Genomic DNA, 14,324 nt, shown 5'->3' with positions numbered 1-14,324 from the left:
CGCCGGCTTTTACCGCGTCCTAGCCAATCCTGTCATCAAGGCGATGAACAAGCGTCGCCGTTTGAAACCGTCGCAGGCCGGGGGTGTTCTCATCGGCAGGACAAACCAACTGCTGGAGATACACATGGTCGACGTTTCGCTCATCAAGGAACACCTCGAAGTCGTAGGCTCGGACGGCGGTCACGTGGGTCGGGTCGATCACGTCCTGGGCGACCAGATCGAACTGGCGAAGCTGGATTTCGCCGGCGGCTTCAAGCACCACATGATCCCGGTCAGCTGGGTCGAACGGGTCGATGACAAGCACGTGCATCTGAGCCTGACCCAAGACGACGCCAAGGCGCGCTGGACCGAGAAGCCGCACTAAGGCCGACCTGACGCCGATTTAATAAAGGCCCCGCTGCACAGGCGGGGCCTTTTGCTTATCTGAGGTAGGTCGCATTGGGCGACATTGGAGCCTGTCTTGATACGCCTGATCCTGAATATCCTTTGGCTCATCTTCGGCGGCTGGATTTCCGGCCTGCTGTGGCTGCTGGGCGGCGCGATCCTGGCGCTGACCGTCGTCGGCCTGCCATGGACGTTCGCGGCGTGGCGCATCGCCAGTTATTCGTTCTGGCCCTTCGGCCGCGAGATCGTGTGGCAGGACACGCATCCTGTCGCTGGCTGTGTCGGCGTTATGTTGAACATCGTCTGGTTCGTCGTGGCCGGCTGGTACATCGCCCTGACACATTTGATCATCGCCGTGGCGGAGTTCATCTCCATCATCGGCATTCCGTTCGCGCTGAAGGATCTCGAACTGGCCAAGCTGGCGCTGGCGCCGGTCGGGCGCACCATCCGCGACAAGGCCTGACCCAAACTAAAACGCCGACGTCAGACGACGTCGGCGTTTCGAAAGCCCCGATCTTGGATGGGATCAGTCCGGCGAGATCATCTTTTCCGGCCGCACGGCTTCATCGAACTCGGCGTCCGTCAAATAGCCGCCGCCGACAGCTTCTTCGCGCAGGGTGGTGCCGTTCTTGTGCGCGGTCTTGGCGATCTTGGCGCACAGGTCATAGCCCAGCTTGCCGTTCAGGGCGGTGACCAGCATTAGCGAGTTGTTCAGGCCGCGCGCGATATTGTCCTCGCGCGCCTCGATGCCGACGACGCAGTTGTCGGTGAAGCTGATAGCCGCGTCGGCGACCAGGCGCACCGACTGCAGGAAGTTGTAGGCCATCACGGGATTGTAGACGTTCAGCTCGAAATGACCTTGCGATCCGGCGAAGGTCAGGGCGGCGTTGTTGCCAAACACCTGGACGCAGACCTGCGTCAGCGCTTCGCACTGTGTCGGATTGACCTTGCCCGGCATGATCGACGAGCCCGGCTCGTTTTCCGGCAGCGCCAGTTCGCCCAGACCCGAACGCGGGCCGGAACCCAGGAATCGGATGTCGTTGGCGATTTTGAACAGGCTGGCGGCGACCGTATTGATGGCGCCGTGGCTGAAGACCATGGCATCGTGGGCAGCCAGGGCCTCGAACTTGTTCGGCGCCGTGGTGAAGGGCAGGCCGGTGATCTCGGCGATCTGGGCCGCAACCTTCTCGGCGAAGCCGATGGGCGCGTTCAGGCCGGTGCCGACGGCGGTGCCGCCCTGCGCCAGCTCCATCAGGGCCGGCAGTGTCTGTTCGATGCGCTTGATGCCGTTCTCGACCTGCTGCGCATAGCCGCCGAACTCCTGACCCAGCGTCAGGGGCGTGGCGTCCTGGGTATGGGTGCGGCCGATCTTGATGATGTGGGCCCAGGCCTTGGCCTTGGCGTCCAGGGCGGCGTGCAGATGTTTCAACGCCGGGATCAGGTCATTGACCACCTGTTCGGCGCAGGCGACGTGCATGGCCGTGGGATAGGTGTCGTTGGACGACTGGCTCATGTTGACGTGGTCGTTGGGGTGGACCGGCTTTTTGGAGCCCATCTCTCCGCCCAGAATCTCGATCGCGCGGTTGGAGATCACCTCATTGGCGTTCATGTTTGACTGGGTGCCCGAACCCGTCTGCCAGACCACCAGCGGGAAGTGGTCGTTCAGCTTGCCTTCGATAACCTCATTGGCGGCCTCGATGATAGCGTCGGCCAGGGCCGGATCCAGCTTGCCCAGGTCACGATTAGTCTCGGCGGCCGCACGCTTGACGATGCCCAGGGCGCGCACGACCGGCAGGGGCTGCTTCTCCCAGCCGATCTTGAAGTTGCCCAGCGATCGCTGCGCCTGAGCGCCCCAGTAGCGGTCGGCGGCGACTTCGATCGGGCCGAAGGTGTCGGTCTCTGTGCGGACGTTGCTCATGCGCGTAAATCTCGTCTCTCAGGCGTGGCGATGGGTTGCGCGGCGGTGTAGCACGAGAGCTATGCAGGGCAAGAAGAGCGCGGATATGAGACGAGGGTTGATCGCCGTGGCGACGCTGTCGGCGCTGGGTGGCTGCGCGACTGTTCAGCCTGAACCGACAATGCCCCGCGTGGCGCTCGACACGACAGCCGGCACGATCGTGCTGGCGCTGGATGCGGCCTCTGCGCCGATCACGACATGCAACTTCATCAGTTACGTCGTGACGGGTGATTACGATGGGGGCACGTTCTTCAGAACCGTCAGCCGCGAAACCAATACCGCCAGCCGCTATCCCATCGACGTGATCCAGGCGGCGACCCCACGGGGCAGCGACGACGCGTCGCGACCGCCGATCACTCTTGAACGGACACGAGACACTGGCCTGCGCCATACGGCCGGCGCGGTGTCCATGGCGCGGGACGGACCGGACAGCGCCACATCGAGCTTCTTCATCGTCACACAAGATACGCCGAGCCTGAACTATGGCGGAGGGCGGAATCCTGACGGGCAGGGCTTCGCCGCATTCGGCGCTGTGGTCGAAGGGCTGGATGTCGCGCGCAGAATCCAGCGGATGCCCGCGAATTCGGAGGAGCAGCTTACGCCGCCCGTAGCGATCCGCTCCGCGCGCTTGCTGAATGCTGCGCCCACCGTCTGCATAAAAGCGATGCGACCTTGACCGCCGGCTGGATCGGGACCGGCAAGGTCAGGGCGCGCGAGGATGGCGATGCGGTCGAGATCGTTATCGACGGCCTGACGACCCAGGCCAAATACTACAAGCCGCTGGTCTATGAGTTCATGCGCAAGGAATGGCGCGGAGCCAGACCATCATGGGGCGACCATGTGGTAGAAATCCGCATGGAGCATGTCGGCGAGCCGCCGTGGATGGACCTCGACAACCTGGCCAAGGCCTTGCTCGATTCCATCAAGGGCTATCTGTTCCACGACGACGCCCAGGTCGCGCGGCTGCTGGTCGAAAGACGCGAGGGCGAGAGGGAGCGGATTCTGATCCGCTCCTATCCGCGCAAGGACTGACTGCGGCTTATTTCTTGCGGAACTGGTCCAGCGAAACGACCTTCGGGCCGTCCGAAATCGGCGGCATGTCCTGGGGCGGGGGCGGCTCGTCTTCGACCTCGTCCAGAAGCTGCGGGTCTTCGAACTGCAGTAGGAATTGGACGCTGGGATCGTAGAAGCGCGTGATCGCGGAATAGGGGATGACAAGGCTCTTGGGCATGCCGCCGAAGCGCAGCTTGACCGAGAAACGCTCAGGCTCGACGCGCAGGTCGTCATACTGGTGCTGCAGAACGACCGTCATCTCTTCCGGATATTTCGCCAGAATGTCAGGGGCCACGCTGACGCCGACGGCGCGTGTCTTGAAGGTGATGTAGAAGTGGTGGGCGCCGGGCAGGCCCTCGGCCAGCACGCGTTCCAGCGCGGCGCGCATCACGCCGCGCAGGGCTTCCTGCGCCAGCTGTTCGTACCGCATCTCATCGACCGGAGGGGCCTGGTCGCTCATCGTCACCTCACATCAGAGCGCGACTGATAGCGGCGCGGGGCCGCAGGCGAAAGGTGTCATGAGGGTAAAGCGCCGGGATTCTGACGCCGGGCTCCCGATCATCTTTTGGAAAGCGCCGGGATTCTGTTGCCAGGCTCCCGACAGGCCCCGCCCAAGGATCTGAACCCCTAGGACTTAAGATTCGAAATCACCCGAACCGCATTACGCGGCGAGAGCGACTTCTCCAGCGAAGTTATCGTTCGCAGTTAGAAAATGGCCCGATACGGTGGGCCAGGACGAGCGAAAGCAATCCTCTTTACACGTCCGTCGATGCTAGTCGGCCCCATGCTGCCTCCGCCGATAACGCGGGGAGAGAGTTGGTGGAGCCGCCGGGAATCGCACCCGGGTCCGGTCCGCTTATTACAAGCGCGTTTATCGCCATAGTCCGGCCGAAACCGGACATGACGAATATAGGCGCAGCTGTGAGGCATTCCAAGCGCCGGATTGCACTCAGGCGCGGCGCCAGTCCGGCGTCTGGTTTCGAAACCACGTCAACTGACGTTTGGCGTAGTTGCGGGTGGCTTGTTTCAGAGCGGCGATCGCGTCGTCGCGCGCCAGATCACCGGACAGATAGGCGGCCAGTTCTCTGACTCCGACCGCCTTCATGGCGGGCAGGGCGGGGCTCAAGCCACGGTCCACAAGCGCTTGAACTTCATCTATCGCTCCCTGATCGATCATCAGGTCCACGCGCTGGTCGCAGTTTGCATAGAGTTGCTGACGCTCGGGCTCCCTGACCCACCCGGTCCATGACCCCGGCGCCAACAAGGGTTGAGTGTTGGCCTTCCAGGCGCTCAACGCGCGGCCGCTGGCGATGAAGACGCTCATGGCTCGCACCAGTCGCTGGCGGTCTCCCTGTTCGATGGCTTGCGCCGCCTCGGGATCGACCTGAGCTAGGCGCGTGCGGAAAGCTGACTCGCCGAGCGCCGTGAAGTCGGCATCCATCTGATCGCGCACCGCGCTTGGCACCGCAGGAATATTGGCCAGGCCGCGTGTCAGGCTGGTGAAATAGAGGCCGGTCCCGCCCACCAGAATGGCAGGCCGGCCTTGGTCACGGATGTCGTCGAGCAACGCCATGACAGCGCGGCTCCAGCGTCCCACGGACCAGGCGTCCCCCGCGTCGGCGACGCCATACAGTCGATGATCGGCCTGCGCTTCATCTTCAATCGACGGGCGGGCCGTCAGGATGCGCAGGTCGGCGTAAAGCTGCTGGCTGTCGGCGTTGATGATCACCGCGCCCGTTTCGCGCGCCATCTTCAACGCCAGCGCCGATTTGCCCGAGGCGGTCGGGCCGGCGATCAGGGTGATTGGGGGCGGCTGGGACAAATCGTGGCTCGCGGGACGGGTTCGAGGGCGATAGAACGCGCGCATCATCGCCTGCAAGTCCCTTGGAGACCGCCTTGGTCGAACGCACCGCCGTCATCGCCGCCCTCGACGCCGTCATCGATCCGGTTTCCGGCCAGGGGCTGGTCGCCGCCGGTCTGATTCAGGGTCTGGTCGTGACTGAGGATCGCGCGGGGTTTGCTCTGGAAGTCGATAGCAGCCAGGCGGCCGCCTACGCGCCGGTTCGTGACGCAGCGGAGGCCGCGCTGAAGGCCATTCCCGGCATGGTGCGCGTCTCGGTCATTCTGACTGCCGAGACCAAGCCTGCTGCTGCGCCGCGCACGGTGGGCCTTTCCAAGGCGGCGGTTGATCAGGGCCGCGCCAAGGCGCCGGTCCCCACAGATCGTCCCCCCCATGTCCGCCGCGTCCTGGCCGTCGCCAGCGGCAAGGGCGGAGTGGGCAAGTCCACGGTCGCCGTAAACTTGGCCGCTGCGCTTTCGTCGCGCGGGCTTTCGGTCGGCATTCTCGACGCCGATGTGTATGGGCCGTCGCTGCCGACCATGCTGGGCATCAGCGGCCAACCCGCCTACGAGGACGGCGCCATCGTGCCGCACGTCGCCTACGGGCTGAAGGCCATGTCGGTCGGCCTGTTGACCAAGATGGACGACGCCATGATCTGGCGCGGACCCATGGCGTCGCAGGCCATCACACAGATGCTGACCCAGACGCGTTGGGGGACTGCTGTTGCGTCGCTGGACGTGTTGGTGGTCGATCTGCCGCCGGGCACGGGCGACGTCCAGCTGACCCTGATCCAGAAGACGCCGCTGGATGGAGCGGTAATCGTTTCGACGCCGCAGGAAGTCGCTCTGGCCGATGCGCGACGTGCCCACACCCTGTTCCAGCGTGTCAATGTCCCGACGTTTGGCCTGATCGAGAACATGAGCGGACCCGTCTTTGGTGACGGCGGGGGGAGGGCCGAGGCTGAGCGTCTATCCATCCCGTTTTTGGGGGCCTTGCCGCTGGACGCCGCCTTAAGAGAGGGCGGCGATGCCGGACGACCGCCTGTCGCAACCGATCCGCAGGGCGATATCGCCGGCCGCTTCGCCGAAATCGCCGCGCGCGTCTCGGCGGCGCTTGGGCTTTAGAAAAAGCGGGGCCAAGGGGTTTTCAAACGCAACTCTGTTCGCCACCTTGGGTGCTACAGATACCCAAGGAGATCCCATGAGCCTCGATGCCCTGTTCAGTCCTTTCACGATCAAGGGGTTGACCCTGCCGAACCGCATCGTCATGGCGCCCATGACGCGGTCCTTCTCGCCGAATGGCATCCCGACCTCCGATGTCGCCGCCTATTATCGTCGTCGCGCCGAGGGCGGGGTGGGACTGATCGTGACCGAGGGCACGGTTGTCGAGCGGCCGGCGGCGCGCAACGACGCCAATGTTCCCGTCTTCCACGGCGAAGCGCTGCCGGAGTGGAAGTCCGTGGTGGAAGAGGTTCATGCCGCTGGCGGCCTGATCGCGCCGCAGATCTGGCACGTGGGCTCGGCGCGGGGACGCGGCGATGACTGGGCGCCGCTGGGCAAGGTGGACAGCCCGTCGGGCATGACCATGCCGGGCAAGACCAAACTGGAGCCGATGACGGAGGAGGATGTCGCCGACACCATCGCCGCTTTCGGCCGGTCGGCCCGCGCGGCTCGCGAGCTCGGCTTCGACGCCGTCGAAATCCATGGCGCCCATGGCTATCTGATCGACCAGTTTTTCTGGAGCGGCCTTAATGCGCGCGAGGACCGCTGGGGCGGACCGACCATCGCCGACCGCGCCCGCTTCGGCGCCGAGGTCGTGAAGGCGGTGCGTGAGGGCGTCGGCGACGACATTCCCGTCATCCTGCGCCTGTCGCAATGGAAGCTTCAGGATTACACGGCCCGCATCGCCGAGACGCCGGAACAGATGGTCGAGTGGCTGACCCCGCTGTCCGACGCCGGCGTCGACGTCTTCCACTGCTCGCAGCGCCGTTTCTGGGAGCCTGAGTTCGAAGGCTCGGACCTGAACTTCGCCGGCTGGACCAAGAAGTTGATGGGCAAGCCCACGATCACCGTTGGGTCCGTGGGCCTGGACGGCGAGTTCATCGCGGCCTTCGGCGGGGAAGGTTCAAAGCCCGCTTCGCTGGACGGTTTGTTGCGCCGTCTGGAGAACGAGGAGTTCGATCTGGTCGCCGTCGGCCGGGCGCTGCTGGCCGACCCTCAGTGGGTCGCCAAGATCCGCGACGGCCGCGAAGATGAACTGCGCAACTTCGAGCGTTCGGACCTGATGACCCTGTCCTGATCGGGAAACGTCGAGCCGGTTACGCCGGCTCGACGATCACGCCCGTGCCGTAGCACAACACCTCGGTCACGCCCGGCATGATCTCCGTCGCGTCATAGCGGACGGCCAGGATGGCGTTGGCGCCGTGGGCCTGGGCGTGTTTGACCAGTTCGTCATAGGCTTCCTGACGCCCGGCCTCAGCCAGCTTAACATAGGCGCCGACGCGGCCGCCCAGCATGGACTGGACCCCGCCTATGGCGTCGGAAATGGCGTTGCGAGAGCGGACCGTGACGCCGCGCACCAGGCCGATGTGGCGGGTGACGCGAAAGCCGGGCAGGTCGTTGGTCGTCGTGACGTACATCAGTGTCTCCTAGCGGCGTTCCAGCACGCGAAAGGTGAAGGCGTGGTCGTCCTTCTCGCCCGCCGGGTGCGATTCTGAAGATACCTCGACCCATACGGTTTCGTCGAATGGCGGAAAGACGGCGTCGCCTTCGGGCGAGGCCTCGACCTCGGTGATGTAGAGGCGTTTGGCGCGGGGCAGGGCCGCCTCAAACAGGGCTGTGCCGCCGATTATGCAGATCTCCTCGGCACCATCGTCCTCGGCCGTTTCGCGCCCGATCTCGATGGCCTCGTCCAGGGTGGCGCAGACCAGCGCTCCCTTCGACATGCCGTCGCTTTCGTAGGACTCGTCACGCGTCAGCACGATGTTCAGCCGACCCGGCAGAGGCTTCAACGGCAGGCTCTCCCAGGTCTTTCGACCCATCAGGCAGGGCTTGCCCACGGTGATGGCCTTGAACCTTTGCAGGTCCGAGCGCAGCCGCCAGGGCAGGTCGCCGTCGCGGCCGATGACGCCGTTGTGACCGCGGGCGACGACCAATGCGATGATAGGAACGGTCATACATTCGGCTCCAGCCACTTCAGCCATTTGCGCTGCATGGCCTGATCCAGATCGACACCCGCCCGCGCGCAGTAGATCAGCAGCATCCCCAGCACATCCGCCGCCTCGTCACCCAGCGCCAGGGCGTCAGGCGCGCCTCGTGCGCGGCTGGTCAGACGCAAATGCTCGGCGGTCAGTTCGCCAAGCTCTTCCTGAAGCTTGAGCAGGGCCCAGTCGCGGTCGCGGTCGATATTGTGTTCGGCGGCGTAGATGTCGGAGATGCGAATCACCGACGCGGACAGATCGCGCAAATCCATCCGTTCAGCGACGCTCGACGCTGACGCCATCCGCCGCGAAGGCCTGAAGGCGCGACCGGGCCTCGGCGTCGTTCAGCGCATAGGCGTCGAGGAAATTCTCCGACGTCCGGATGATCTGATCAAACTGCTCGCCTTGCGCTGTCCCCGGCAGCTGGTGGTCTGCGCCCGCGAAGATCATGAGAGTTTTGTCGCCGGCAGGACTGTTGTCGAACGGCGCGCGATGATCGCGCCAATCGCTGACGAAGCCGGGCACCAGATCCTGATCGCCGGTGATCAGCAACAGCGGACGGTCAAGCGTGCGGTAGCTGTCGGAGGTGACGAGGCCGGGGATGGAGCCGGTCGAGGAAAAGGCGATTACGCCTTTTATCGCCGGGTCGCCTGCGGGCCCGGCAGCCGTGACGGCGCCGCCCTCGATCACGGACATCAGAGAGCCGAACGAATGCCCCGCCACGATCAGCGGCTTGTCCGAATGCGCATGAGCGGCGATGCCGCGTGCGACGCCCAGGTCGATCAGCCTGGTCGTGAAGGCGGCGCGATTGTCATATTTTTCATGTTCGGGATGGCGCAGAGAGTCGACGTGCAGCGGTGCGATTACCGTGAATCCATGCGTCGCCCAGGCCGACAAAATGCGGGCATAGGCCGTCGGCGAGCCGTTATAGCCGTGGCTGAACACCACCACGCCGCGTTCGACCGGGGCGGTCCAGATGCTGATCGGGATGGCCCGACCGTCTGGCGCCGGCACGCTGATTTGTACCGGTGTGATCTCGGCGGCTTCAACAGCGGATGAGATCGGCTGAGCGATGGCTGACGCTGCCGGCGTCGCGAGCAGAATGAGACCAAGAGAGAAAGCGCGGATCATCGTGAATGACCTTAAACGGCGACGGCGGCCTTGATGTGCGGCCAGGCTTCATAGCCCTCGAGGGTGAAGTCCGAGAGGTCAAAGGCGAACAGGTCGGTCTTGGGCGCGATCTGCATGACGGGCAGGGGCAGGGGCTCGCGGGTCAGCTGAAGCTCGGCCTGTTCGAGATGGTTCAGATACAGGTGGGCGTCGCCGAAGGTGTGGACAAAGTCGCCCGGCTCCAGCCCCACAACCTGGGCCAGCATCATCGTCAGCAGGGCGTAGGAGGCGATGTTGAACGGCACGCCCAGGAAGACGTCGGCGCTGCGCTGATACAACTGGCAGCTCAGTTTGCCGTCGGCGACGAAGAACTGGAATAGGCAGTGGCAAGGCGGCAGGGCCATGTCGTCGACATCGGCGGGATTCCAGGCGGTGACGATGTGGCGACGGCTGTTGGGATTGGTTTTCAGCCCATGAACCAGCTTCTCGATCTGGTCGATCACGCGGCCATCCGGCGCAGTCCAGGACCGCCATTGCTTGCCATAGACCGGACCCAACTCGCCCTCGGCGTCGGCCCATTCGTCCCAGATGCGAACGCCATTGTCCTTCAGATAGGCGATGTTGGTCTCGCCACGCAGGAACCACAGCAGTTCGACGATGATCGACCGCAGATGCAGCTTCTTGGTCGTCAGGACCGGAAAGCCCTTGGACAGATCGAACCGCATCTGGCGGCCGAAGACGCCCAGGGTGCCGGTGCCGGTGCGATCGTCGCGACGGACGCCATTGTCGAGGATGTCTCGCAGCAGGTTCAGATACTGCCGCTCGGGATGATCGGCCGGCGCCGCGGCGATGTGAGCCTGAAGTTCAGCGATGGCGACCTGAGCGTTCATGGCATCAGCTTCCACCCGAATCGGTCTTTCGCCAATCGGCCGTCGCCGCTCGCTATCTGATCGTTGTGGATCGAATCAGCCGCCGCCGAAACCGCCTTCGTCGAGGAAGGCCTGTTCTTCAGGCGTCGTCTGGCGGCCTAGTGCGGCGTTGCGGTGGGGGAAGCGGCCGAAGCGGACGATGATGTCGCGGTGCAGCTTGCCCCATTTCTCCAGCTCTTCATCGCCGGCGACCAAGGTCATGTAGCGGTCCTGATCCTCGATCCGTTCGGAATGTTCGAAGGGCAGCAGCAGGAAGTTCTTCAGCGCCGGCTCGACCGCCAGATGCAGATCGCGGGCCACGGCTTGGTTTGCAAACATCAGGGCGAGCGGGTCGGTGGCGAACTGGTGCGCCGTGCCGCGAAAACTGTTTCGGGGATACTGGTCCAGCAGGATCAGCAGCGCCAGGGCGCCCTCGGCCGTGTCCATCCAACCGTCCAGTTCGCGGCGCGCGGCGGCCCAGTGGACCGCGCGACCGCGATCCCGGAAATCGGCGTCGAACGCCTCGTCCTTGGCGAACCACTTTTCGAGCCCAGCCTCTTTCCAGAAGGCGACGACGGAGGAAGGGGTTATGAAGATGGCCATGACCCAGACCCTACCTAATCCGCTGCCCGTCTTCCATGACCGCGACTGCGACCTTTCGATCATCCGCGGCAAGCGCGTGGCCATGATCGGTTACGGCAGCCAGGGCCGCACCCATGCGCTAAATCTGCGCGATTCGGGCGTGACCGACATCGTGGTGGGTCTGAAGGCCGACTCCAGAACACGCGACCTGGCGCGCGCCGACGGATTCGTGGTGATGACGGCCGCGCAGGCCGCGTCGGGCGCCGACGTGGTCGCCGTCATGACGTCTGACGAGGCGCATCGCGATCTGTGGCGCGACGAACTGGAGCCGAACGTGCGGCCGGGCGCGGCCCTGGTCTTCGCCCACGGCCTGTCGGTGCGATTCGGGCTGGTCGAACCGCGCGCGGATCTGGACGTCATCCTGGCCTCGCCCAAGGGGATCGGGCCGCGTATCCGCGATCTGTACGAAGCCGGAGAGGGGGTCTTCTGCCTGTTCGGTGTGCAGCAGGACGCAACCGCCGGTGCGCATGCCTTGGGCCTGTCCTATGCGGCGGCGCTAGGATGCGGGCGAAAAGGCATTCTGGAAACGACGATGCGGGACGAGTGCGAAAGCGACCTGTTTGGCGAACAGGTGGTTCTATGCGGCGGCATCGCCGAACTGATCGACGCGGCCTTCACGAAGCTGGTCAACGCCGGCTATCCGCCCGAGGTTGCGTGGTTCGAATGCTTCTATGAGACCAAGCTGGTGACCGACCTGATGTACGAACGCGGCATCGCGGGCGCATTCGCCAAGATTTCGAACACCGCGGAATACGGGGCCTATCTGACCGGACCGCGCATCATCGGAGCCGAGGCTCGCCAGGCAATGGATCAGGTGTTGGCGGAGGTTCAAGGCGGGGCGTTCGTGCGGCGTCTAATGGCCGACTACGACGCCGGATCGCTCGATCTGACCGCGCGCCGAAAGGCGCTGGGCTCAAGAACCATCGAGTCGGTTGGAGCGCATTTGAATGCGGTCGCGCGCCAGGCGATGGAGACGGCGGCGAACGACGACTGACGCGGCTCTGGCAGCGGGCGAAGACCCGCTGTCGCATCGTCAAATATTCTGAAGAGAAGATGGTCGGAGTGAGAGGATTCGAACCTCCGACCCCTGCGTCCCGAACGCAGTGCTCTACCAGGCTGAGCCACACTCCGACCGTGGGGGCTGGCCTGGCGGCGTCGCCCCGAAGTGAGGACGCGGCTTATAGCCATGGGTTCGATAGGCCGCAAGCGCCCATTTCGACCCATCTTCACGGTAAGCGAAAATAGTCCTGAAAGAGGGTGTTGCATCCCAAAACGGCTTGGCGTATCTGACCGCCTCCGCCGCACAGAGTGCTTCGGAAACGCCGGTCCTGCTGGGGAATGGTGTAATGGTAACACTACGGTTTTTGGTACCGTCATTCTAGGTTCGAGTCCTAGTTCCCCAGCCATCCGCTCCTAACCCCTTTAAAAGCTTCAGAAACCCCGCCATACAAGGGTTTCACGCCCGACCTCACTACAAAAGGTCGCTACAAAATGGGTCGGAAGCTGCGGTCAAATTCCACCAAGCTCAAAGGCATTCGTCGGTCAGGGCCGCAAGGCAACTGGATCGCTCGAAAGGTCATTCCTGCGGACCTTCAGGGCCACTTCGGCAAGAAGGAATTCTGGGCGAGTCTCGGGACCACGGACGAGAACACGGCCATCGCGCGGGGCGCTCCGCTGCTGTCGGATTGGGCCGGTCAGATCGACCGCGCGAGGGCTTCGCGCAATGTGCTGGTGCCTGCTTCGGGTAGCCGTGCGATCATCCAGCGTGACGAAGCGCTGCGCGCTATTGAGCGTTGGCGCATCGCCACGATCCGGCAGGCCTACGACGACCACTTCAATGACTTGGTCGAGATACCTGCGCCGCTGACGCCCAAACGGATCGCCCTATCCGATCTGCGAGAACGGCTGACCTTCCATCGGTTCGATGAGATCACTGATTTCTATGACCGCTTCGCGGATGCCCTGCGGTCTGGCGGTGTTGCGGCCGATGCCGGGCATCCCGCCTTGCCAAAGATGCAGAGGGAGTTCGGCGCCGCGTGGCTGAACGTCGAGGCCAATACCGAGCGATTCCGCTCAGGCCTGTTTGATGTTCCCGTGCCTGAAGCGCCAGCACCAGCGCCGGTCGTCGCGACGGCCCCGGCTAGACCGGCCGGGATGAAACTGCTGGCGCTGTTCGATCTATGGGAATCGAGCAAGGGCAGGAGCGAGAAGCGCCATCGCGGCTATGTGCAGCGGCTGTCGGAATATCTCGGTGATCCTGACATCGACGCCATCACGCCGCTGCAAATGGATGCATTCCTCGTGGAGTTGCGCCGGTTTCCAAACACGAAGCGACCTGTCGATGATGTGCCGTTCCTCACCCTGATCGAACGGGCGGAGAAGTGGGATGACTATCGGACGCTGCATGTGAAGACGGTTTGGAACTGGATCGTCGTCTACAAGTCGATGTTCGAGTTCGCCGTAGACCGCGATCTGATCCGTAAGAACCCGGCTGCAAAGACGATGCGTAAGCCATCGGCAGAGGAATCGGAGGAGAGGTCGCCATATGAAGCCGACGACATCGCCACGATCTTCTCCGCACCGCTGTTCACCGGCTTCAGCGGCAATGGCTATCGCGAGAAACCCGGCTCGACAGTCATCCGCGATCACAAATACTGGCTTCCGATCCTCGCTCTTTGGACGGGTGGCCGGGTGGATGAACTCGCGACGCTCGATGCGAGCGAGATCAAAACGCAGGATGGCGTCAGCTTCATCGACTTGACAGAGCGCCCGCTGAAGGGACCGCGACGGGTCAAAAACAGGTCGGCGCGGCGGGTTATCCCCGTGCATGACTGCCTCGTTCAGTTGGGGTTCCTGAAGCATGTGGCGGCGGCAAAGGGCGGGCCGCTGTTCAGCGAACTCGACATGACCGACGATAAGGTCAGCGCTGCATTCACCAAGTGGTGGGGGCGGTGGTGCGAGGTCAACGCTCCGGTGAAAGGGCAGGGGATCGACGACCCTGCGAAGGTCTTTCACTCGTTCCGCCACGCATGGAAACGCACGGCTCGAATGTCAGACGCCAAGGAGGAAATCCACGATCTGATCAGCGGCCACACTGATGGCAACTCCGTAGCGCGGGGCTATGGTCGAGGCGTTGATCTGAAGACGCTGAAGGCTGCGATGGATCAGATCGATTTTCCAAGCTTCAAACTTTGACCTGAAGTAAGTCCAGTCTAGGTTGGTGCGGTAATA

17 protein-coding genes, 2 tRNA genes and 1 other RNA gene are annotated in these 14,324 nt (G+C 63.7%); 9 read left to right on the top strand and 11 right to left on the bottom strand.

Annotated elements, in window-relative coordinates; translation table 11 throughout:
* The first annotated feature begins 124 nt into the window (after positions 1-124).
* Positions 125-364 carry a DUF2171 domain-containing protein gene (locus tag KAK88_RS10550; RefSeq protein ID WP_039243689.1) on the top strand — a complete coding sequence of 80 codons (240 nt, stop codon included), beginning with the start codon at positions 125-127 and terminating at the stop codon, positions 362-364.
* A 96-nt stretch (positions 365-460) separates the two neighbouring features.
* Positions 461-847: a YccF domain-containing protein gene (locus KAK88_RS10545; RefSeq protein WP_242076603.1), complete on the top strand. Its 387-nt coding sequence runs from the start codon at positions 461-463 to the stop codon at positions 845-847.
* Between the two features lie 63 nt (positions 848-910).
* Here KAK88_RS10545 and fumC read toward each other — a convergent pair whose 3' ends face one another.
* The gene (fumC, locus tag KAK88_RS10540; RefSeq protein WP_242076602.1) at positions 911-2,302 is read right to left on the bottom strand and encodes a class II fumarate hydratase; all 1,392 of its coding nucleotides are present in this window, start codon (positions 2,300-2,302) and stop codon (positions 911-913) included.
* Positions 2,303-2,363: 61 nt separating this feature from the next.
* Between fumC and KAK88_RS10535 the strand changes: the two genes are divergently transcribed.
* Positions 2,364-3,017, top strand: coding sequence for a peptidylprolyl isomerase (locus tag KAK88_RS10535; RefSeq protein WP_242076601.1), 654 nt, complete (start codon positions 2,364-2,366; stop codon positions 3,015-3,017).
* Positions 2,993-3,373, top strand: coding sequence for a RusA family crossover junction endodeoxyribonuclease (locus KAK88_RS10530; protein WP_431307217.1), 381 nt, complete (start codon positions 2,993-2,995; stop codon positions 3,371-3,373). The genes KAK88_RS10535 and KAK88_RS10530 overlap by 25 nt, the downstream gene beginning before the upstream one ends.
* A gap of 7 nt (positions 3,374-3,380) precedes the next feature.
* Here KAK88_RS10530 and KAK88_RS10525 read toward each other — a convergent pair whose 3' ends face one another.
* From KAK88_RS10525 to miaA, 3 genes are all read right to left on the bottom strand, one after another.
* On the bottom strand, positions 3,381-3,854 hold the full coding sequence (locus KAK88_RS10525) for an SspB family protein (protein ID WP_242076600.1): 474 nt from the start codon (positions 3,852-3,854) through the stop codon (positions 3,381-3,383).
* A 111-nt stretch (positions 3,855-3,965) separates the two neighbouring features.
* Positions 3,966-4,333: a transfer-messenger RNA gene (gene ssrA, locus KAK88_RS10520) on the bottom strand.
* 10 nt (positions 4,334-4,343) lie between these two features.
* Positions 4,344-5,144: a tRNA (adenosine(37)-N6)-dimethylallyltransferase MiaA gene (gene miaA, locus KAK88_RS10515; RefSeq protein ID WP_242078585.1), complete on the bottom strand. Its 801-nt coding sequence runs from the start codon at positions 5,142-5,144 to the stop codon at positions 4,344-4,346.
* A gap of 146 nt (positions 5,145-5,290) precedes the next feature.
* Here miaA and KAK88_RS10510 point away from each other — a divergent pair, with 146 nt between their 5' ends.
* Together KAK88_RS10510 and KAK88_RS10505 are read left to right on the top strand one after the other, a co-directional pair.
* Positions 5,291-6,358: an Mrp/NBP35 family ATP-binding protein gene (locus tag KAK88_RS10510; RefSeq protein WP_242076599.1), complete on the top strand. Its 1,068-nt coding sequence runs from the start codon at positions 5,291-5,293 to the stop codon at positions 6,356-6,358.
* 76 nt (positions 6,359-6,434) lie between these two features.
* Complete coding sequence (locus KAK88_RS10505; RefSeq protein WP_242076598.1) at positions 6,435-7,532, top strand: NADH:flavin oxidoreductase; 1,098 nt, start codon at positions 6,435-6,437, stop codon at positions 7,530-7,532.
* Between the two features lie 19 nt (positions 7,533-7,551).
* Here KAK88_RS10505 and KAK88_RS10500 read toward each other — a convergent pair whose 3' ends face one another.
* From KAK88_RS10500 to KAK88_RS10475, 6 genes are all read right to left on the bottom strand, one after another.
* A complete protein-coding gene (locus tag KAK88_RS10500; RefSeq protein ID WP_039243695.1) occupies positions 7,552-7,872 on the bottom strand; it encodes a YbjQ family protein in 321 nt (106 codons plus the stop codon).
* A gap of 9 nt (positions 7,873-7,881) precedes the next feature.
* Entirely contained in the window at positions 7,882-8,409 is a 528-nt protein-coding gene (locus KAK88_RS10495) for a dihydrofolate reductase (protein WP_242076597.1), read from the bottom strand.
* Positions 8,406-8,705 (bottom strand): phosphoribosyl-ATP pyrophosphohydrolase, encoded by a 300-nt coding sequence (locus tag KAK88_RS10490; protein ID WP_242076596.1) that lies wholly within the window; start codon positions 8,703-8,705, stop codon positions 8,406-8,408. Before KAK88_RS10490 ends, KAK88_RS10495 begins: the two co-directional genes overlap by 4 nt.
* A 4-nt stretch (positions 8,706-8,709) precedes the next feature.
* Positions 8,710-9,564 carry an alpha/beta hydrolase family protein gene (locus KAK88_RS10485; RefSeq protein WP_242076595.1) on the bottom strand — a complete coding sequence of 285 codons (855 nt, stop codon included), beginning with the start codon at positions 9,562-9,564 and terminating at the stop codon, positions 8,710-8,712.
* Positions 9,565-9,575: 11 nt separating this feature from the next.
* A complete protein-coding gene (locus tag KAK88_RS10480) occupies positions 9,576-10,433 on the bottom strand; it encodes a thymidylate synthase (RefSeq protein WP_242076594.1) in 858 nt (285 codons plus the stop codon).
* A gap of 75 nt (positions 10,434-10,508) precedes the next feature.
* On the bottom strand, positions 10,509-11,054 hold the full coding sequence (locus tag KAK88_RS10475; RefSeq protein ID WP_242076593.1) for a DUF924 family protein: 546 nt from the start codon (positions 11,052-11,054) through the stop codon (positions 10,509-10,511).
* Here KAK88_RS10475 and ilvC point away from each other — a divergent pair.
* Positions 11,053-12,087, top strand: coding sequence for a ketol-acid reductoisomerase (gene ilvC / locus KAK88_RS10470; RefSeq protein ID WP_242076592.1), 1,035 nt, complete (start codon positions 11,053-11,055; stop codon positions 12,085-12,087). The genes KAK88_RS10475 and ilvC overlap by 2 nt on opposite strands.
* Before the next feature lie 60 nt (positions 12,088-12,147).
* On the opposite strand, the gene KAK88_RS10465 is transcribed toward ilvC, so the two are convergent.
* Positions 12,148-12,224 (bottom strand) — tRNA-Pro (locus KAK88_RS10465).
* A gap of 201 nt (positions 12,225-12,425) precedes the next feature.
* Between KAK88_RS10465 and KAK88_RS10460 the strand changes: the two genes are divergently transcribed.
* Positions 12,426-12,499: transfer RNA gene (locus KAK88_RS10460), tRNA-Gln, on the top strand.
* Between the two features lie 85 nt (positions 12,500-12,584).
* Positions 12,585-14,288 (top strand): site-specific integrase, encoded by a 1,704-nt coding sequence (locus KAK88_RS10455; protein WP_161639218.1) that lies wholly within the window; start codon positions 12,585-12,587, stop codon positions 14,286-14,288.
* The last annotated feature ends 36 nt before the right edge of the window (positions 14,289-14,324 follow it).

Source organism: Brevundimonas diminuta (genome assembly GCF_022654015.1).
Taxonomy (GTDB): Bacteria; Pseudomonadota; Alphaproteobacteria; order Caulobacterales; family Caulobacteraceae; genus Brevundimonas; species Brevundimonas diminuta_C.
Note: the sequence above shows the minus strand (reverse complement) of the source record. Positions and strands in the feature narration are given on the sequence as shown.